This is a genomic window from Jiella marina (assembly GCF_024359545.1).
GTDB lineage: Bacteria > Pseudomonadota > Alphaproteobacteria > Rhizobiales > Rhizobiaceae > Jiella.
In genome coordinates, this window is record NZ_JAKQZG010000006.1 from 124,134 (window position 1) to 144,142 (window position 20,009).

General features: G+C 63.5%; 13 protein-coding genes. 5 read left to right on the forward strand and 8 right to left on the reverse strand.

All coding sequences use genetic code 11. The features are described from left to right. The first annotated feature begins 209 nt into the window (after positions 1 to 209). From MF134_RS12455 to MF134_RS12465, 3 genes are read left to right on the forward strand one after another with little or no spacing between them, the layout of a single operon-like run. A complete protein-coding gene (locus tag MF134_RS12455; RefSeq protein ID WP_255339789.1) occupies positions 210 to 668 on the forward strand; it encodes a (2Fe-2S)-binding protein in 459 nt (152 codons plus the stop codon). Positions 669 to 671: 3 nt separating this feature from the next. After that, positions 672 to 2,831, forward strand: coding sequence for a xanthine dehydrogenase family protein molybdopterin-binding subunit (locus MF134_RS12460; protein ID WP_255339790.1), 2,160 nt, complete (start codon positions 672 to 674; stop codon positions 2,829 to 2,831). 48 nt (positions 2,832 to 2,879) lie between these two features. Further along, positions 2,880 to 3,581 (forward strand): Isoquinoline 1-oxidoreductase subunit, encoded by a 702-nt coding sequence (locus MF134_RS12465; protein WP_255339791.1) that lies wholly within the window; start codon positions 2,880 to 2,882, stop codon positions 3,579 to 3,581. Positions 3,582 to 3,836: 255 nt separating this feature from the next. Here the strand turns inward: MF134_RS12465 and MF134_RS12470 are convergent, their stop codons facing one another. From MF134_RS12470 to rfbC, 7 genes are all read right to left on the reverse strand, one after another. Continuing rightward, positions 3,837 to 5,156 carry an HlyD family type I secretion periplasmic adaptor subunit gene (locus MF134_RS12470; RefSeq protein ID WP_255339792.1) on the reverse strand — a complete coding sequence of 440 codons (1,320 nt, stop codon included), beginning with the start codon at positions 5,154 to 5,156 and terminating at the stop codon, positions 3,837 to 3,839. A 6-nt stretch (positions 5,157 to 5,162) separates the two neighbouring features. After that, positions 5,163 to 6,956 (reverse strand): type I secretion system permease/ATPase, encoded by a 1,794-nt coding sequence (locus MF134_RS12475; RefSeq protein WP_255339793.1) that lies wholly within the window; start codon positions 6,954 to 6,956, stop codon positions 5,163 to 5,165. A gap of 257 nt (positions 6,957 to 7,213) precedes the next feature. Then, positions 7,214 to 11,083 (reverse strand): glycosyltransferase, encoded by a 3,870-nt coding sequence (locus MF134_RS12480; protein ID WP_255339794.1) that lies wholly within the window; start codon positions 11,081 to 11,083, stop codon positions 7,214 to 7,216. Between the two features lie 101 nt (positions 11,084 to 11,184). Beyond that, entirely contained in the window at positions 11,185 to 13,410 is a 2,226-nt protein-coding gene (locus MF134_RS12485) for a tetratricopeptide repeat protein (protein ID WP_255339795.1), read from the reverse strand. Positions 13,411 to 13,622: 212 nt separating this feature from the next. After that, positions 13,623 to 14,522, reverse strand: coding sequence for a dTDP-4-dehydrorhamnose reductase (gene rfbD / locus MF134_RS12490; RefSeq protein ID WP_255339796.1), 900 nt, complete (start codon positions 14,520 to 14,522; stop codon positions 13,623 to 13,625). Between the two features lie 27 nt (positions 14,523 to 14,549). Next, positions 14,550 to 15,602 (reverse strand): dTDP-glucose 4,6-dehydratase, encoded by a 1,053-nt coding sequence (gene rfbB, locus MF134_RS12495; protein ID WP_255339797.1) that lies wholly within the window; start codon positions 15,600 to 15,602, stop codon positions 14,550 to 14,552. Between the two features lie 9 nt (positions 15,603 to 15,611). After that, positions 15,612 to 16,181 (reverse strand): dTDP-4-dehydrorhamnose 3,5-epimerase, encoded by a 570-nt coding sequence (gene rfbC, locus MF134_RS12500; RefSeq protein ID WP_255339798.1) that lies wholly within the window; start codon positions 16,179 to 16,181, stop codon positions 15,612 to 15,614. 136 nt (positions 16,182 to 16,317) lie between these two features. On the opposite strand from rfbC, the gene rfbA reads away from it, so the two are divergent. Beyond that, a complete protein-coding gene (rfbA, locus tag MF134_RS12505; protein WP_255339799.1) occupies positions 16,318 to 17,190 on the forward strand; it encodes a glucose-1-phosphate thymidylyltransferase RfbA in 873 nt (290 codons plus the stop codon). Between the two features lie 228 nt (positions 17,191 to 17,418). After that, positions 17,419 to 18,330 carry a formate/nitrite transporter family protein gene (locus MF134_RS12510; RefSeq protein ID WP_255339800.1) on the forward strand — a complete coding sequence of 304 codons (912 nt, stop codon included), beginning with the start codon at positions 17,419 to 17,421 and terminating at the stop codon, positions 18,328 to 18,330. Positions 18,331 to 18,531: 201 nt separating this feature from the next. On the opposite strand, the gene eno is transcribed toward MF134_RS12510, so the two are convergent. Continuing rightward, positions 18,532 to 19,806: a phosphopyruvate hydratase gene (eno, locus tag MF134_RS12515; RefSeq protein WP_255339801.1), complete on the reverse strand. Its 1,275-nt coding sequence runs from the start codon at positions 19,804 to 19,806 to the stop codon at positions 18,532 to 18,534. Positions 19,807 to 20,009: the final 203 nt, after the last annotated feature.

Consider the following 20,009-nt stretch of genomic DNA (forward strand, 5'->3'; position numbering starts at 1 on the left):
ACGGTTCACGGACCGTTCACCGCTTTGGGAGCGGCCCGGCAGTTGATGCCGCTTGCCCGCAGAGGCTAGCCGTCTAGTTTAGAACTGGAACAAAGATTCTGCAGCTCCTGATCGGGGGCTGGTACGGCCATGCGGCAATCTGGCCATGATCGCGCGGACGCGATCGAAAAATCCACGAAATCGGTCAGTCACCGACCAGGAGGCGGAACGTGATCAACTTCACCTTGAACGGGCAAGAGAAGAGTTTCGACGGCGATCCGGAAACGCCGCTATTGTGGGTGATCCGTGACGCCGAACGGCTCACTGGAACCAAATATGGTTGCGGCATCGCCCAGTGCGGCGCCTGCACCGTGCATGTCGACGGCATGACCCGCCGCTCCTGCATCACCCCGATCTCCTCGCTCGAAGGATCGAGCGTCACCACCATCGAGGCGGTCGAGGGGCGCGAGGCGGAAGCTGTGCAGGCCGCCTGGACGGCGATCGACGTGCCGCAATGCGGCTACTGCCAGTCCGGGCAGATCATGTCGGCCGTGTCGCTTCTGCAGATGAACCCGGCGCCGAGTGACCAGGACATCGACGACGCCATGGCCGGTAATATCTGCCGCTGTGCCACCTATCAGCGCATTCGCCAGGCGATCCACGACGCCGCCAAGACCCTGGAGGGCTGACCCATGGGTATCCAGAACATTCGTCCCACCCGCCGCTCCTTTCTCGCGGGCTCCGGCCTCGTCATCGGGGTCGCGCTGGCCGGCAAGTCGCGGGCGGCGAGCGCGCTGATCCAGGGCGACCCCGCCGATGTCGAAGGCCCGGCCTCGCCGCTGAACGCGTTCGTTAGAGTCTCGCCCGACGGCACGGTCACGGTGCTCTCCAAGCACATCGAGTTCGGCCAAGGCCCCTATACGGGTCTCACCACCCTTGTCGCCGAAGAGATCGACGCAGACTGGTCGCAGATGCGGGTCGAAGCCGCGCCGGCCAATGACGAGCTCTATGCGAACCTCGCCTTCGGCCTGCAGGGAACCGGCGGATCCACCGCGATCGCCAATTCCTACGAGCAGATGCGCCGGGCAGGCGCGACCGCCAAGGCGATGCTCGTCGCGGCCGCCGCCGAGGCCTGGGGCGTGCCAGCAGGGGAGATCACCGTCTCCAAGGGCCGCATCCGCCATGAGGCATCCGGCAACGAGGCCGGCTTCGGCGAATTTGCCGAAAAGGCCGCCCAGATGGATCCGCCGTCTGACGTGCCGCTCAAGGACCCGAAGGACTTCGTGCTGATCGGCAAGGACCGGCCCAAGCTCGACACGCCGGAAAAGACCAATGGCAAGGCGGTCTTCACCCTCGATGTGCTTGCCGAGGACATGCTGATCGCCGTTGTCGCCCACCCGCATCATTTCGGCGCGACGGTGAAGAGCTTCGACGATACCGAAACCCGCAAGGTGCCGGGCGTCGTCGACGTGCAGCAGATCCCGCAGGGTGTCGCCGTCTATGCCGAGAATACGTTCGCGGCGCTGAAGGGCCGCGCCGCGCTCGAGATCGAATGGGATCTCTCCAAGGCGGAAACCCGTTCCAGCGAGGAAATCTACGACGACTACCGCGCCGAAACGTCAAATCCCGGCCTGGAAGCGGCCAATAATGGCGACGTCGAGGCCGCGCTCTCGTCCGAGGGCATCACCTCGCTCGACACTGAGATCGTGTTCCCCTTCCTTGCCCATGCCCCGATGGAGCCGCTCGACGCGGTGCTGATCAGGGCCGAGGACGGCTCGATCGATTGCTACAACGGCGCGCAGTTCCCGGGTCAGGACAAGGCGGCGATCGCTGATGTCTGCGGCGTCGATCCCCAGAAGGTCCGAGTCAACACCCAGCTCGCGGGTGGCTCCTTCGGCCGGCGCGCGCAGTTCGGCTCGCCTTACATGCGCGAAGCCGCGGCGGTCTTCAAAGCCTCGGGCATGAACCGCCCAGTCAAGCATATGTGGACGCGCGAGGACGACATTCGCGGCGGCTTCTACCGCCCGATCTACGTTCACTCGATCAAGGGCGCGATCGACGGGGATGGCAACATCACCGGCTGGGACCACAAGATCGTCGGCCAGTCGATCATGAACAAGGACGAGCTCGACGAGACGAGCGTCGAAGGCACGTCCGACATGCCCTATGCGATCCCCAATCTGAGGGTCTATTCGCACCAGCCGAAAATTGGCGTGCCGGTTCTGTGGTGGCGCTCGGTCGGCCACACCCACACGGCCTTCGCCGTCGAGACCTTCCTTGACCGTCTGCTGGAACAGGCCGGCAAGGATCCCGTCGAAGGCAGGCTGGCGCTTCTTGAGGGCAGCCCGCGGCATGTCGGCGTGTTGAAGAAGGTCGCGGAGATCGCCGATTGGGGGTCGCCCGTTCCGGAAGGCCGTCAGCGCGGCGTCGCCGTCCACAAGAGCTTCGACACCTATGTGGCCGAGATCGCCGAGGTCTCGATCGGCGACGACGGCATGCCGAAGGTGCACAAGGTCTGGTGTGCGGTCGACTGCGGCGTCGCGGTGAATCCGAACATCATCAAGGCGCAGATGGAAGGCGGCATCGGCTACGGACTCGGGGCGATCCTCTACGATTCGGTCGATCTCGACCGCGGCGGCGCCGTCGTCCAGTCGAACTTCCACGACTACCGGTCCCTGCGGATCAACGAGATGCCGGAGGTCGAGGTCGCGATCATTGAATCGAGCGAGGCGCCGACCGGCGTAGGCGAACCGGGCACGCCGCCGATCGGCCCGGCGGTCGCCAATGCCTGGCGACGCCTGACCGGCCAGCCGGTTCAGCGGCTGCCGCTCTCACGCGGCGCAGTGGCCTGATCACGATTGCCTCTTCGCCAAGACGACACGAAAGAAGGCCGACAGACGATGCACATTAACAAGAAGGCGGCGTGGCCGGTGAGCGTGATCCTGGCCGCGGGTATGGTCTCTGCGGCCATGCTTCCGGGATTGGCGCAGGATCGCGCTCCGGAAGCGCCGGCCCCGTCGACCCCGGACGTTTCCGCCATGGAGACCCGTGAACAGGCCGGGCTCAAGAGCGTGTCCGACTTCGACGATATCGCCGACGAGCGCGAGCGCTCCGTCGCGATCTTCGAGGAGACCGGAAAGGTGCTCCTGCATCCGCGCTGCGTGAACTGCCATCCGGCCGGCGATCGGCCGCTACAGGGCATGGACATGCAGTTGCACCAGCCGCCGGTCAAACGCGGCGCCGCCAATTTCGGCGTGCCGGGCATGATGTGCAACACCTGCCACGGCCCGGAGAACGTTCAGGTCGTGGCCCAGACCGAGGACATCAAGTCAATCCCGGGCAATCCCAACTGGCATCTGGCGCCGATCGAAATGGCCTGGCAGGGCCGCTCGCTCGCCGAGATCTGCCGCCAGATCAAGGACGAGGACCGCAACGGCGGCAAAACGCTGGCCGACCTGGTCGGCCACATGGCGAATGACGATCTGGTCGGCTGGGGCTGGAATCCGGGCGAAGGCCGCGAACCGGTTCCCGGCACGCAGGCGCAGTTCGGCGACCTCTACAAGGCCTGGGCCGCGACCGGCGCGCATTGCCCGGAAAGTTGATCTGCCAAAAGAGCGACGGGCGTCCGATTGGGCGCACGCAGGACATTCCAATTCCTGGAATTCAAGAAGCGGCCCGACCTTCGGGCCGCTTTTTTCTATGGATGACGCCAAAGCCGTGACGTCTGGCTGTGCATCACCGGCTGCGCGGCCCTACTCGCAGCCGGCTCCTTCATCCCGGAACAGTGACCGAGACCTTCCGGTGTGCAGGATGCAGAAACGCGTTGGCACAGACGCCCCCGCCTGCACGCGTGAACATCACTGCTCGCGGAAAGCCTTGTTGAAACTGTCCTCGATCGGCTCGATGAAATATTCGAGCGGGGTGCGTTCGCCGGTGAGCACGAGAACGTCGGCCGGCATGCCGGGATAGAGTTCGAGGCCCTGCAGCATCTTGCGCTGCTCTTCGGTGAAGCGGACCTCGGCCGTGTAGTAGCTGGTACCCGATCGTTCGTCGGTGAGCGCATCGGCCGAAACCGACGTCACCGTCCCCAGAAGGATCGGCAGCGAACGCTGCTTGAAGGCCATCAGCTTGATCTCGGCTTCGAGCCCGGTGTGGACGCTGTCGATGTCGAGTGGCGAAATCCGCGCATCGATGACGAGTTCGACGTCGCTCGGCACGATGTCGAGGATCGGCTCACCCGGTTTGACCACCCCGCCCGTCGTGACCTGCTGGAGTTGGACGATCCGGCCCGAGATCGGCGCGACGATCGCTGTGCGGGTTTCGACGTCGCTCGCCGCCGTCAGCCGATCGGTCAGTTCGCTGATCTTGGTCCGGGTCTGCTGCAATTCGGCGCTCACCTCGTCGCGGCGCGTGTTCTTGAGGTCGACGATCTGCAGCTTCGCCTCGGAGATCGACTGCTCGGCGCTGGCGATCATGCCGACCTGTTCGCCGCGCTCGCCACGGAGCTGGGCGAGTTCCCTCTCCAGGGCAAGCAGCCGCGGGCGCTTCTCGAAGCCGCGCTTGGTCAGGTCGCGAACGGTCTTCAATTCCTCCTGGACGATGAGGATCTGGCGCTCGGCCGAATCGCGCTGCGCGGTATGCGCCTGGATCTGGGATTTGAGCTGCCCGATCTTCTGTTCGAGAAGGTCGGTGCGTCCTTCGAGGCTCAAGCGGCGATTCTCGAAGATGCTGGTCTGACCGCTGATCGCGATCTCGACCCGCGGGTTGTCCCGGGCATTGAGAAGCGACTGCGGAAAGGTGATCTCTTCGGCGCCGCTCCGCTCGGCCATGAGACGCGCCTCGGCGGCCCGCAAGGACTGGAGCTGGCTCTCCAGGAGTTCCGACATCGCGCTTGCCTGCACGTCGTCGAGGCGCAGCAGAACCTGGCCTTCCTCGACGTAGTCGCCCTCCTTGACCATGATCTCGCGGACGATGCCGCCTTCGAGATGCTCCACCGTCTTGCGGCGCCCCTCGACGCGAACCTGGCCGCTGCCATAGGCGGCACTGGCGATCGGCGTCACCACGGCCCAGGCGCCGAAGCCGCCGAAGAACAGGGCGATCGTTGTCACGCCCACGAGCAGCGGGGTGAAGAATTGCGGCCGCTTCGGCGCCGGCGCAGCGTAGTCTTTCTGAGCCATGGTCGATTAGCCTCCGTTCGGCAGCGGAACGATTTTCTGTGGTCTGAGCACGCCCCCGCCGGAGCCCGTGGCGGCGGTCTTTGCCGGCGCCGCCGGCTTGCTCGGCTGTGGCTGCGGTGTCTTTTCCTGGCCCTGCGGCTGCTTGACCAGGCGCGCGATCACTTCCTGGCGCGGACCGAAGGCTTCCACCTGGCCCTCGCGCAACAGCAGCATCTTGTCGACATGCTGGACGAGCGAGGGGCGATGGGTGACGACGAGGACCGTCGCCCCCGCCTTCTTCAGCGCATCCATCGTCGCCATCAGGGCAATCTCGCCATCGCTGTCGAGGTTGGAATTCGGCTCGTCCATGACGAGAAGCCGCGGCTGCCCGTAAACGGCGCGTGCCAGCGCGATGCGCTGCCTCTGGCCGCCGGACAGATGTTGTCCGCCCTCCCCGATCTCGGTCTCGTAGCCATTGGGAAGCCGAACGATGAGATCGTGCACGCGGGCGAGTTTGGCCGCGGCGACGACCTTCTCCGGGTCCACGTCCCCGAGCCGGGCAATGTTTTCGGCGACCGTGCCGGCGAAGAGTTCCACGTCCTGAGGCAGATAGCCGACATATTTGTTCATCTGCTCGCGGTTCCAGGTGAACACGTCGGCGCCGTCGAGGCGGACCAAGCCGCGCGTGGGCGGCAAGGCTCCCACGACGAGGCGGGCGAGCGTCGACTTGCCGGCGCCCGAGGGCCCCACGACGGCCAGCGATTCCCCGGCTTCAAGCGTGAAGTTCACGCCCTTCAGGATCGGCGCGCCGCCCTTCTGAGGCGTCATGACCAGTCCTTCGCAGGCGATATGGCCCTTCGGCTCGGGCAGTTCCATGGCTTCGGTGCGGAAGCGCGGCTCGGCGACGAACTCTTTCAGACGCCGCCATGCGCCACGCACTGTGACGATGTTCTTCCACGATCCGATACACTGCTCGATGGGACCCACGGCCCGGGTCAGAAGAATCGAGGCGGCGATCATCACACCGCCTGTCGCTTCCTGATTGAGCACGAGCCACGCGCCGAGGCCGAGGGTCAGGCTCTGAACGAACATGCGGAAGAACTTGGTGATCGCGGCGATCGTCGTCGTGCGCCCGAAAACCTGGTCCTGAAGTTCCAGCGCTCCGCCGTTCCGCTCGCGCCATTTCCGCGAGATGTTGCCCATCATGCCCATGGCTTCGATGACTTCGACGTTGCGCACGGTGGCGTTCAGCTCGCGCCGGGCCACCATCGCCATCTCGTTGGATTTCGCGATGGCGTCACGCGTGACGAATTCTCCGATCAGGCCGAGCAGGACGAGAATGACCACGGTCCCTAGGGCGAGATAGCCGAAATAGGGATGCAGCAGGAAGCTCGCGCCGAGGAAGATCAGCGTCCATGGCAGATCGAACATCGCCTTCATGCCGGTCGACGGCACGAAATTCCGCAAGGTCGCCAGATCGTTGATCGATTCCGCGCCATAGCTGCGCCCGCGAATGCGGCTTTCGATCGCGCGCTCGAACAGGACCGGCGACAATTTGTGGTCCAGCCATGTGCCGACCGATGCCAGGACACGGCCTCGCGCATATTCCAGCATGGCGAGCGTGATCAGAGCCAATGCCAGGATCAAGGTCAGATAGATCAACGTATCCATGCTGCGGCTCGACAGCACGCGATCGTAGACCTGCAACATGTAGAGAGGGGCGGCGAGGAGCAGAAGGTTTTCGCCGAAGCTGAACACGGCGACCGCAATCATGCCCTTGCGGCTCGCAGAGACAGCTTCCCCCATGCGTTCTGTCGACATGAACGCTCAACTCCAAACAAGCCCCGACGCTAAGTATAGCACGGCGTTAGCATGACTGTCAGTTGATCACTAGAATTTAAGCGGCCGCGTTTCCGGCAAGCTTAAGATGGCGCCGTCGGATGGGGCGCCATCGCGTCACGGCGCATGGGGAGAGCGCCACAGGGCGCCTTCAGACGGAGCCGAAGCGCCGCCCACGCCGATTTCAAACGAGGTTCGCACCTCGGCCTCGGGCTGCAGACCCGAAGCCTTCCTTAGAGTCATCCGTTGATCACGGCTTGGACCCTCTCCGTCTCCACACTGCGCGATTCCAGAAGCTTGTCGGGAATCGTCTTCGCCTTTTGGTCGAGATCGTGCCCTGAACGGGCCGCGGCTTCGCCGATCAGTTCACGATAGATCCCGACGAGTTCGTCTGCCTGATCCCCTGCCGTACGCAGCTCCGGCTTGACGCCTGGCGATCTGAGATACCGTTCCGGGTTCCTGTCGATCTCGCGCAGGGCATTGACGATCCCCTGCGGACTGGAGACGTCGACCTTGAAGCCGTTCTCGCCGACGATCACATCCTCGCCGATCGCCCCGCGATCGGACGCGAGCACCCAGCAGCCACATGTCAGTGCCTCGCGGGTCACGAGCCCGTAAGCCTCCGGCCAGACCGAAGGCGCGACGAGCACGTCGAGTTCGCTGTAGAGCTCCGCCACACGCGCCTGGGGCACCTTGGGCCGGATGTCCAGTTCGGTCGTTCCCAGCATGCCGCGGCGCGTCGAGCCGGCGGGCATGGCGTGGTCGATCAGCACAAAGCGCAGATTCTGAAAATCCTCACTGAGCAGAGCACTCTGGATCAGGTGGAAGCCCTTGTGACGCGCCAAGCCGCCGATGAAGCCGAGCCTGACCTTACCGTCCGGCGAGGGCTTGCGCGGCAGGGGCTCGATCTGGGACGCCCCGTTCGGCACCGAAAGAACATTGGTAAGTCCGACACTGCGATGGATATCCGCAAAGGCGTTCGAAACAGCCAGAACCCGCTCCGCTCCCATGAGGCATTCGCGAAGCTGCATCCGGCCGGCGAATTTCTCGGCCGGGATCTTGCCGAGCTGCGAGGCGGGATTGCCGTGATCGTAGAGGACGATGCGATCGTCCTTTCCAAGCAGAAACTGCTCGTCGGAAATCCACCAACCGTCATGGGCGGTGATCACATAGGGAATGCCGCGCCGCCGCGCCTCCAGCACGATGGCCGTCGTCAGGCGCTGGATGCAGTGGAAGTGAATGATGTCCGGTTGGCAGACGTCGAGATATTCGGAGAAAACCTTCCCCATTTCCTCATCATGGACACGCCGGTCGATATCGGGAAGATCCGGCGTTGTTACGCCGACGACGCGCACACCATCGGACGCGTGGCTTGAAACCTTGTAGCCCTCGCTGGCGCCTTCGATCGAACAGAAGACCTCGAAGCTGAACTCGTCAGAATATTTCTGCTTGAGATGCCGGACATTGTCGTGAACGACACGCGTCGCCCCGCCGATCGCCTGCGGGGGATAAAAGACGTTGACGATCAGCACCCGCTTTCTCTTGTCCGGCTCCGGCAGCGTGACGGCGCGGATGGTTTCGGTGATGCTCTCGGCCATCGCCGGAATGCTGTAGCGGGTAAGCGCCTTCTCTCGCGCCTTTTCGCCGACCCTACGCCGCAGATCGGCGTCCTTGACGAGACGCTCCAGCGCCCTTGTCCAGTCTTCCGGTGTTCGACATAAAAGCCCATCAACGCCATCATCCAGGATGTCGCGATAGAGCGCGGTATCGCTGACGACCGAGGGAATCCCGAGCATGGCCGCTTCCAGCCATTTGATCTCGCTCTTCACATCGGTCGTGGGCGCAGGTTTGAGAACGGCGAGGTTGATGTCCGCCGCCGAGAGCGTCGACCAGTATTGATGAACATCCCAGACCGGCGGCAACAGGATCAGCTGATCCTCGATTTCCTGAAGTTTGGGGCCCGCCGTCATGTAGCCGGCCAGAACGATCGAGATCCTGTCGCCATACTTCCTGGCGAGATGAAGCAGGGCGGGAACGACCAGTTCCTGGAAATCCTGCTTGTGTGCTTTCGTCCCGGAGCCATAGAAGATCGTCACCCTGTCGCCGGAGTGGTTGTTGACGACATGGCCAATATGCTGCGCATGCGGGCTGCTCAGCGCGTTGGGATGGACGAAGGACCGGGTCCCGGGCGCGATCTTGTCGACATAGGGGATCAGCGGCTTGGTGGAAACCAGCGCATGGTCGCAATAGCGTAAGGCCGAACGGAACAGTGGCGCGCCCAGAGCGAGACCATTGTGTTCCTCAATCGTGATCTGATTGTCGAAATTCTCGAGGGGCGGCGGATAGAGGTCGGAATCGAAGATCAGATCGTCGATCTCGTAGAACACCGCGCAGCCGATCTCCCGCGCTTTCTCGATCGAGCGGATGATCTCGTAGTAAGCCGGCACGCGGAAGAAGATGGCGACGTCGAAGCAGTGCACCTTTTCCAGGAACGCATCGACCCCATTGCGGAAATCGAACACCTCCACCGCGAAACCGGCCGCCTTCAGCTGCTCGACCTTCTGGTCGACGCGGTAAAAGCGGCATTGCGGAAGATCGAGATTGGAGACGAGGGCGACGGAACGGGCATAACGGCGCTCAGCGGTGTCTGTGGCGACCACGAGGTCGTGCACCCTGTCACAATCCGCCTCGATGCGCGCCAGCCCCTCATGGAGTTCGCCTTTTTCGGCAGCGGCCCCCGCCAGACGCCAGGATGCCGTGAGAAACCTCGGGCCCATGTCGTGGAACCGGCGACGGATGCCGAGATCGGAAGGAAAGCGCTGCGATCCCTTGCGCAACCACGCGAGCGCTCCATGCAGGTCACCCACCATTTCACGGCAATGGGCCAGGTTGATGAACGTCCAGATATGGGCGTCGTCCTGCTCGGCGAGTTGTTCGTAGATAGCGCCGGCCTGGAGATAACATTGGCGGCGCAGCAGACAGTCTGCATAGTGGCGGAGCGCCGGCGTAAAGTCGGGAACCGCCTGCAGGATCTTCTGGTAGGCCAGAAGGGCCTCGTCATCCCGGCCTTCCAGAACCAGACGATCGGCGATGAGCACCAGCAGTTGGGCGTGCCGCGGTTCGATCACCAGATGGGAAGAGGGGTTGACCAGCACGTCGCGCATCAGGGCATTCATGCGAGAGACGAACGTATTGGCCACCTCTGTTCCGACAAAGGTCGGAAGCTCGATCTCGCCGAGACTGCGCGCCCCTGCGCCGAGCGTGGCTTCCAGCCAGAGGCGTCGGTTGGGCCAATACCCGTCGGCAAGTCCCTTGCTCAGGTAGTGCCGATAGGCATCCGACGGTTGGGCGAAGGTGGTGCCGGGCGTATAAGTCTCGACGTAGAAATCGGCCTCGAATTCGTAGCGCTCCCGAAATACGCAGAGCCGATCGATACCCTTGGAAACGAAGTGCTTCAGGCAGGTATTTCGGTCGGTCGTCTTCAGGTCTGCCCGGGCAAACCGGTTCGCATGATAGTAGTATTCAGGGTCGAAATTGTGGAGCAGGTTGAGACTGATTCCATTATCGAGAAGCAACCTCTCGATTGTATTGGCTTCGAATGAAGGCGTTGGGGATGCAATGGCAGGGTTGCCCTGCGCATCGGACTTTCCGGATAGTGCGGCGCTTGCGGCCTTCTGTCTCTGAAAGGCGGCGATTTCCGCAGCCTCGGGGATCGCGCCGCCAAGGGTCCGCAACTCATTGGTGCTGTAGGGAAGGGCCGGATCGCGGAAATGTGCCTGCCGATAGGCTTCGATCGCCTCGGACGTCTTGCTCTGCAACTTAAGGGCATGGCCAAGCTGCAAGTAGGTATCCGCCGAGTCATCCACGAGGGCAATGGATCGCCGATAGGCCTTCTCGGCCTCGGCATAGAACCCCTGTTCCTTCAGTGCATGCCCATACTGCACCCAGACCGCATGGAGCCGCGGATTCCGGTTCAATGCTTCGGCATAGGCACGTTGCGCGTCCGACCAGCGACGCTCGGCGTTGGCCCTGTCACCCTGCTTGATCAGAGCGCCGGCACTGCGCCACAACGAGGCCGTCTTCGACGGCGCGTTCTTTCCCTGGATCATCGGCTCCGCTTCTTCACGGGAGGCAGATTTCCGATCGAGAAACGCGCGACGGATCTTTCCCAACGACGACGATCCCATGATCCCTTTTGACATCAATTCGTCTACTCACTTCTTGGGGCGGATTTCTTAGTCACGCGACGCGCGTCTGCCGTGCCGCTCACGCGGATGAAGTCGACAGCACGCCTGGCGGCGACAGGTGACATGAGCCGAAAAGGTAACGTTGCGTCAACCCAAATCGGACTGATCGTCGGCTCATGAGAAAACATTTCTCGTCCCCAACGGTTTTCCATGATCCGACGCTCGGCAAGGCTGCGCGCGTTTCGCTCCGGATCCAAGTGATCCATGCCGCGCGACTTGGATTCGTAGTGGTATAGCATCACGTCCGGCGTCCACACCACGGCCAATCCATCCTTTCGCAGGCGCAAAGCCAGATCGATGTCGCTGTAGGCGATCGGGAGGCCAGTGGCATCGAACCCGCCCCGAGTCCTGAAATCGTCGCGGCGCGTTGCGAAAAACGCGCCTGTCACGGCGCTGACCCGACGCATTGTCTGCCATCGCCGCCCCGGCCCCGGCGCGTCGCCCGGCTGATGGAGACCGTCGTGAATGACCGATCCCTTCCAGCCGAAGAGAACGCCGGCATGCTGGATCGTGTCGTCCGGGTACAGGAGCTTCGCCCCTACCGCTCCGACCTCCGGGCGGGAGAGTTGAGAGCGGATGACGTGATCCCAGCCTGCCGAAATCATCTTCATGTCGTCATTGGCAAAAACGATAAACGGTGTCTTCGCCTCCTCGGCGCCGCGATTGTTCAGATACGACCAGTTGAAGGGACCCGGCGCACGCAGGAGTGCAACCCCGTTCCGGCGCTCGAGCGCTTCGAGGCGGGAGAGATCATCGGGACGGTCCGTGCCGTTGTCGACGATCAGGCACGAAAGCCGCGAAGCGTCGTCCGCCTGGGCGAACAGGCTCTCGACCATCGCCTCGCAATCGTGCGCATTGTTCTTCGTCGCGATGATCACGGTGATGCGGCCGTCGGACTCACCGTTCGAAGGGGCCTGCCGCGTGAGCTCGGCTGTCTGCCGAAACCGCGCGACGGCAGCCTGATGGGCGCTACGCCGCTTGTCTTCCTCCGCGCCGTCATCCAAGCCCCGCGATGTGGCAACGAGGGGCAGCGGCACATGAGCGATGGCAATCCGGTTTCGCATGGCGCCAAGCAAGATTTCCGAACGCGCCGATGAAACGCTGTCTGCGTCCTCATCAAGGTCGAGCACCTCAAGGGCCGAACGTCGAACGGCGACCGTTTCGCCAAAAACGTTCGCCTGCATGAATTGATCTGGATCGAAGGCCCCCCGCGCCTCGATCCCCACGACCTCACCATCTGCTCCGTCCGTCCATTCCTCGTCACAGGTGACGACGCCGGCCTCCGAGGTGACGAGGGCCGCGGCGAACCAGGCGACGCATTGCCGATGCATCCGCGCGCCGGGGGCGAGGAACAGGATACCGTCCTCGCCGGCTGCCCGCGCAATCCGTCGTTCGGCTGCGGCAACGCTCTCGCCCTCCCCCCTGCTCTCGAGGGCGATGCGCGAGTCGACAATGGCCAGGCGTTCAATGGCGATCCGCAGGTTCGGATCGACGCCCAGAAAAACCGCCCGCCAAGTTGGAGCGGATTGCTCCACCACGGCGGCGACGAGCTCGTGAAGCTCGGCCGCGTCCGCTCCGTCCGCATTGACGAGGACGAGCAGGCTCGGCTGGGGAACCTCCATTTCCGGTGGAGGCGGGATATCATAAAGCTTGCGGAAGACGGCATAGGCCTCGGCCGGAAAGGCGCTCATGGCGGCGACATCGGGCAGGATACGCGCGATCTCGTCCATGCGCGCGCGCAGGGCGGACATCTCGGCCGCCAGGGTCAGCATCGTTTCCAGCCCGTGACCGACAAGCTGTGAGGCAAAGGCGCGATTCTGCTCGGCCGGGTCGCCGGCCTGGACCAGTTCCCAGCTCGCATCCCGGTGGGCCGGATCGATTTCGAGCACCGTTTCATAGGCACTCATGGCTTCTGCCCGACGTCCCATGAGTTTCAGGGCATGGCCCATCTGCAGATGGGCATCCGCCACCCTCGGATCCTGTGCCAGGACCGAACGATAACAGTCGACCGCCTCAGCGAGCCGCCGGGCATCCTTCAGCATGTTGCCGCATTGAATTCTGATGTCCTGCCGCTCCGGGACGATCTTCGCAGCAGCGGCATAGGCCGCCGCCGCCTCGTCGAAGCGGCCGGCATCGCGGGCCTGATCGGCCCGTCTCAGGATCGCCTTCAGCCACCATTGGACGCGCATCGAGAGCTTCTCGCCGGGTCCTCTCTGCGAAGGCAAGACGAACGCCCAGCGCCCGGCCTGCCCCTCTGCCGACGGATCGGCGGAAAGAAATGCGATCAGTTCCGAGATGCTTGCTGCGCGTCGGCGCTCGGTGAGACGTGAAAGACCACCAGCGATCCCGCGCGAGCGGGCCGACAGGCGTCTTGCCACTTGTGAGACCGGATTCAATTCGTTCAGGCCGCCGATGGAGGAAACGCGGACGTATCGAGTGCGTCGAGGCATCGCCCGATGGCGGTTTCCCATGCAGGCAGACGATGGCCAAAGGTCTCGACGAAGCGTGTCGTGTCGAGCCGGGAGTTGGCCGGCCGACGGGCCGGCGTCGGATAGTCGGCGGTGGTGATCCGGGTTACCTTGGCAGTCAGCCCGCCCCGTTCCTTCGAAGCGGCAAAGATCGCCTCGGCAAAGCCCGCCCAACTCGTCTCGCCCTCGGCGACCATGTGATAGACGCCGCTCCAATGACCATCGGGCTCTGCCGCAATCCGATCGCAGACGGCGAGAACGCCAGCGGCGATGTCGGGAGCATAGGTCGGTGTGCCGCGCTGGTCGTCCACCACACGCAGTTCGTCCCGGTCCTTCGCCACACGCAGCATGGTCTTCAGGAAATTGTTGCCATAGGGGCTGAACACCCAGGCCGTCCTCAGAACCACCGCCCTGGGATTGGCGGCCAGCACCAGTTTCTCACCTTCGAGCTTGGACTGGCCATAGACCCCGGTGGGACCCGTCTCGTCGGTTTCGGCATAGGGCGTCGGCTTGTCGCCGGAAAAGACGTAGTCGGTCGAGATGTGAATCAGCGGAAGCCCGGCTTCGTCGGCCGCGCCCGCCACGTTCTCCGCACCTTCGGCGTTGACGGCGAAGGCGGCGTCCGGCTCGCTTTCGGCCTTGTCGACTGCGGTATAGGCCGCCGGATTGACCACGATATCGGGCTTCATCTCCGCGATCACCGCGGCGATGCTTCCCGCATCGGTGAGATCGAGCTGCGGCCGGCCGACCGTCGCGATCTCGTGTCTGTCGTCCGAAAGGTCGGCGAGACACCGCGTCACCTGCCCGTCCCGTCCGGTCACGAGGATTCGCATGGCTGATCTCCGGTCGTTGAATTCCACTCAGGACTTGCCGAGACGCTCTCCGGCGTAGCGCTCGCGCAGCGGCCGCCACCAGTCTTCGTTTTCGAGAAACCAGCGGATCGTCTTCTCGAGACCGGTGGAAAACGTCTCCCGGGCCTTCCAGCCGAGTTCCGTCTCCAGCCGTGTCGCATCGATCGCATAGCGCAGATCATGGCCCGGCCGATCGGTGACGAAGTTGATCTGCTCGCGGCGGCTGGCTCCATCTTCGCGGGGCGCGATCCGATCGAGCGTGTCGCAGATCGCGTGGACCACGTCGAGATTGGAGCGCTCATTGCGCCCGCCGACATTGTAGGAGCGGCCGGCCTTGCCCTGCGTCGCGACCATTTCCAGCGCGCGGGCATGGTCCTCCACATAGAGCCAGTCGCGGACGTTCTCGCCGCGCCCGTAGACCGGCAGAGGCTTGCCCTCCAGCCCGTTCAGGATCATCAGCGGGATGAGTTTTTCCGGAAAATGGTACGGCCCGTAATTGTTCGAGCAATTGGAGAGGACGACCGGCATCCCGTAGGTGTGGTACCAGGCCATCGCCAGATGATCCGAAGCCGCCTTCGAGGCGGAATAGGGAGAGGACGGCTCGTAAGGGGTCTCTTCGGTGAAAAGTCCGCCCTCGAGCGGCAACTGACCGTAGACCTCGTCGGTCGAGACATGATGGAAGCGGAAGGAGGCTCGCTTGCCTCCGGCAAGCTCCGACCAGTAGCTGCGCACCGCCTCGAGAAGGTCGAAGGTCCCGACGATGTTGGTCTGGATGAACTCGCCCGGCCCGTCGATCGAGCGGTCGACATGGCTTTCGGCGGCAAGGTGCATCACCACGTCGATGTCGTTGTCCCGGAGAACCTTCCCGATCGTCTCGCGGTCACGGATATCACACTTGACGAAGCTGTAGCGCGGATCGTCGGAAACCGGCTTCAGGGAATTCAGATTCGCCGCATAGGTCAGCTTGTCGACATTGACCACCGAGTGATCGGTATTCTCGATCAGATGCCGGCAGACGGCCGAACCGATGAAGCCGGCGCCGCCGGTGACAAGAAACTTCATGCTACTGGCTCACATTGTGTCGGCAGTGAAGACGACCGGTGTGTCGTTGAGCAACGGCGCCACCCTGTCCTTGTCGGACAGGACCGGCTGCGCCCCGCCGAGCGGCCATTCCACCCCGATCTCGGGATCGTCCCACCGAATGCCACGATCATGCTGGCCGGAATATGGCGCCGACACCTTGTAGAAGACCTCGGTGTCCGGTTCGAGGGTCAGGAAGCCATGGGCGAAGCCCTTGGGAACCAGGATCTGGTTGAACTTCGCGGCCGAGACCTCCAGCGCCACCCATTTCCCGAAGGTCGGCGAGCCATGGCGAATGTCGACCGCCACGTCGAGGATCGAACCCTTGAGAACACGCACCAGCTTGTCCTGAGCGAAGGGCGGCGCCTGATAGTGCAGACCGCGCAAAGTGTGTTTGGCTGCGGAGAAAGACTGGTTGTCCTGAACCCAGGGGATCGTCACACCGGCCTCTGCGAAGCGCTCCTGGTTGAACGTCTCGCTGAAAAAACCGCGGTCATCACCGAATTTTCTGGGCTTTATCTCCAGCACCTCGGCGATGGCGAGAGGGGTAACTTCCAGCATATGCAACCTTGGGGAAGAATTGATGGATGTGACGTAGAGGCATGAAGGCGGTAATTTGCCGACCCATGGTGTAGCGTCGCCTGCGGTAACGCTATATGAGGCCATTCGCAACAGCAATCATGAACGGAGAGTCGTGGTGAAGGGCATCATTCTGGCAGGCGGCAGCGGCACGCGCCTCCATCCCATGACGCTGACGGCTTCGAAACAGCTACTGCCGGTCTATGACAAGCCGATGATCTATTACCCGCTGGCGACGCTGATGCTGGCGGGCATCAAGGACATTCTCCTGATCTCGACCCCCCACGACCTGCCGCGCTTCCGCTCGCTTCTGGGAAGCGGCGAGCGGATCGGGATCAATCTCAGCTATGCCGAACAGCCGAGCCCCGATGGTCTCGCCCAGGCCTATCTGATCGGCGAGGAATTCGTCGCCGGCGAGCCTTCGGCCCTGATCCTCGGCGATAACCTGTTTTATGGCCACGGGATGCCGGACCTCCTGCAGCGCAGCATCAAACGCGACGCCGGCGCCACGGTCTTCGCCTACCATGTGAGCGACCCGGAACGTTACGGCGTCGTCTCCTTCGACACGGCAAACCGCGCCACGAGCATCGAAGAGAAACCCGCCGCTCCGCGATCCAACTGGGCCGTCACCGGGCTCTATTTCTACGATGGGCGGGCCTCGGAATTCGCCCGTTCCCTGAAACCCTCGCCGCGCGGCGAGTTGGAGATCACCGATCTCAACCGCATCTATCTCGAAGAAGGCACCCTCGATGTCTCGCGCATGGGCCGCGGCTACGCCTGGCTCGACACGGGGACGCCAGACTCACTGCTGGAAGCCGCCGAGTTCGTGCGAACGCTGGAGCATCGCCAGGGCTTCAAGATCGCCTGTATCGAGGAGATCGCCCATGAGATGGGGCTGATCGACCGTGACCAGCTGATGAAGCTCGGCGAAGAACTCGGCAAGAGCAATTACGGCAAATACATCATGGAGATCGCCCGCAGGTCGGCGTGACCCGCAGGGCGCTTCCTCCGCTCCGGTCCAGGAGGCGGTCCGAGCAAGGTGGATCGATCGCCCGGTTGCCGAGGCCTCGCGGCAGGCTTTCCTCATGATACGCGCCCCTGCGCGACAAAACGCTCGAAGAGGCAGACAACGCCGCCTCCCCGTCTATATCGGAGGGTTCGGCATGCGGGTTGCGGCTCGCATGCGCATCGATTGATCCGGCAAGGACCCTTCAGGCGAATGAACTCACGCAAAAGCGACCAGGCGAGCGGAAAGACCACCAATCTCAAGCGGCACTCGAACGATGTGACGGAAAAGCGCATCGAGCAGGAAGGGTCGACGCTCACCCGAACGGAGCTGAGGGAGATCGAGCGGCGCCTGAGCCTGCGCCCGCTGGCGATCTACGAGCTCGTCCGGCAGGAGGGCGAGGACGAACTGACCCGGCCCGCCTCCAGCCTCTGGTGGTCGGGCTTGGCGGCGGGACTTTCGATCGGCTTTTCAGTGTTCACCCAGGCAACGCTCAGGGCCTATCTTCCCGATGAGCCTTGGCGGCCGCTGGTCGAATGCTGGGGCTACGCCGTCGGCTTTCTGATCGTGATTCTCGGCCGTCAGCAACTCTTCACCGAGATCACCCTGACGGCGACCCTGCCGGTGCTCGCGCGCCGCAAATGGCGAGCGATCAAGGCTCTGCTGCGTCTATGGTCGGTGGTCTTCGTGGCGAACATGATCGGCACCGCGGTCTATGGCGCCGGCATCGCGCTCGATGTCCTGAACACGCCGGAAATCACCGCGGCCGCCCTGCAAATCTCCCGCGAGGCGATGGAGCCCGGCCCCTGGTCGACGCTGCTCAGGGGCATTGCCGCCGGCTGGCTAATCGCGACCGTGGTCTGGGTCCTTCCATCCGCCCAGAATGCCGGCTTTCTCGTGATCGCGCTTCTGACCTATCTGATCGCGCTTTTCCACCTGTCCCACATCATCGCCGGCTCGGTCGAGGCGATGGCCCTGATGTTCTCGGGCGAGATGATGCCGCATCACGCGATCTGGACGTTCTATCTGCCCGCCCTGGTCGGCAACATTCTCGGCGGCTCGGCGCTGTTCGCCCTGATCAGCTACGGCCAAGTGGCGCCGGAGCTGGATACAAGGGGGAATTGACGAGGCTCGAGCCCACCGTTCCGATCGCCATCAGCGGTCGGGACGAGCCAATCAATCCCGTGACCGCGGTCCAGTAGCCCCTCATCCTGAGCCTGTCGAAGGACGAGGGGCGCACGGCGCAAACTGGAACCTTTTCCCCCCATGGCTCGCCCTTCGGCAAAGGCTCAGGAGGCTCACCATGAGGGAGAAGGATGAAGGCGTTCAGCCGCGCAGGATCGACCGCCCGGCAAACACCGCCTGATCGCCGAGCTCCTGCTCGATCCTGAGAAGCTGGTTGTATTTCGCCAGCCGGTCGGAACGCGCCAATGAGCCGGTCTTGATCTGCCCGCAATTGGTGGCGACCGCCAGGTCGGCGATGGTGGAGTCCTCGGTCTCGCCGGAACGATGCGACATCACCGCCGTGTAGCCGGCGCGGTGCGCGACCGAGACCGCGTCCAGCGTTTCCGAAAGCGAGCCGATCTGGTTGACCTTGACCAGGATCGAATTGGCGACGCCCTTGGAAATCCCCTCGCGCAGGCGCTCGGAATTGGTGACGAAGAGATCATCGCCGACGAGCTGGACCTTCGACCCGATCTGATCGGTGAGCGCCTTCCAGCCGTCCCAATCGTCTTCGGCCATGCCGTCCTCGATCGAGATGATCGGATAGGCGGCGGACAGTTCGCCGTAATAAGCGGCCATGTCGGCCGGCGACAGCTTCCGGCCTTCGCCTTCCAGATCGTATTCGCCCTTCTTGAAGAACTCGGTCGAGGCCGGGTCGAGGGCGATATAGATGTTCTCGCCCGGCTTGTAGCCGGCCTTCTCGATCGCCTTGACGACGAAATCGAGAGCTTCCCTAGCCGAGCCAAGGTTGGGGGCGAAACCGCCCTCGTCGCCGACATTGGTGTTGTGGCCGGCGTCCTTCAGCATCTTCTTCAGCGTGTGGAACGTCTCCGCCCCCCAACGCAGCGCCTCGGAAAAGCGGTCGGCGCCGACCGGCATGATCATGAATTCCTGGAAGTCGATCGGATTGTCGGCATGGGCACCGCCATTGATGATGTTCATCATTGGGACCGGCAGCACATGGGCCGAGGCACCGCCGACATAGCGATAGAGCGGCAGGCCGGAGGCCTCGGCCGCTGCCTTGGCGACGGCGAGCGACACGCCGAGGATTGCATTGGCGCCGAGCCGGCCCTTGTTCTTGGTGCCGTCGAGCTGGCGCAGCGTCGTATCGATACGAAGCTGGTCCTCGGCCTCGAAGCCGCCGATCTCCTCCAGGATCTCGCCATTGACCGCCTTCACGGCCTTCTCGACACCCTTGCCCATATAGCGCGAGCCACCGTCGCGCAGCTCCACCGCCTCATGGGCGCCGGTCGAGGCGCCCGACGGCACCGCCGCGCGGCCCATCGATCCGTCTTCGAGAATGACGTCGACCTCGACGGTCGGATTGCCCCGGCTGTCGAGAATCTCGCGGCCGATAATGTCAATGATGGCGGTCATGGAAAGCCCCTGTCGTGACGAGCGGATGGTTCGGGGCGTTCTAGAGCATGTCGATTAGATTGGGTAGGCGGATGCCGCTTCCGCGGCCGTCATCCTCCTCCGGCCCCGACCGACCAGTAGCCCTCATGGTGAGCTTGTCGAACCACGAGGGCGCCCGGCGCGTGGGAAACCCCTCGTGGTTCGACAGGCTCACCATGAGGGGG

Coding starts and splice junctions, on each gene's coding strand:
- MF134_RS12460 (WP_255339790.1), top strand. CDS start 672: ATGGGTATCCAGAACATTCGTCCCACCCGCCGCTCCTTTCTCGCGGGC.
- MF134_RS12465 (WP_255339791.1), top strand. CDS start 2,880: ATGCACATTAACAAGAAGGCGGCGTGGCCGGTGAGCGTGATCCTGGCC.
- MF134_RS12470 (WP_255339792.1), bottom strand. CDS start 5,156: ATGGCTCAGAAAGACTACGCTGCGCCGGCGCCGAAGCGGCCGCAATTC.
- MF134_RS12475 (WP_255339793.1), bottom strand. CDS start 6,956: ATGTCGACAGAACGCATGGGGGAAGCTGTCTCTGCGAGCCGCAAGGGC.
- MF134_RS12480 (WP_255339794.1), bottom strand. CDS start 11,083: ATGATCCAGGGAAAGAACGCGCCGTCGAAGACGGCCTCGTTGTGGCGC.
- MF134_RS12485 (WP_255339795.1), bottom strand. CDS start 13,410: ATGCGCGTCCAATGGTGGCTGAAGGCGATCCTGAGACGGGCCGATCAG.
- rfbD (WP_255339796.1), bottom strand. CDS start 14,522: ATGCGAATCCTCGTGACCGGACGGGACGGGCAGGTGACGCGGTGTCTC.
- rfbB (WP_255339797.1), bottom strand. CDS start 15,602: ATGAAGTTTCTTGTCACCGGCGGCGCCGGCTTCATCGGTTCGGCCGTC.
- rfbC (WP_255339798.1), bottom strand. CDS start 16,181: ATGCTGGAAGTTACCCCTCTCGCCATCGCCGAGGTGCTGGAGATAAAG.
- MF134_RS12510 (WP_255339800.1), top strand. CDS start 17,419: ATGAACTCACGCAAAAGCGACCAGGCGAGCGGAAAGACCACCAATCTC.
- eno (WP_255339801.1), bottom strand. CDS start 19,806: ATGACCGCCATCATTGACATTATCGGCCGCGAGATTCTCGACAGCCGG.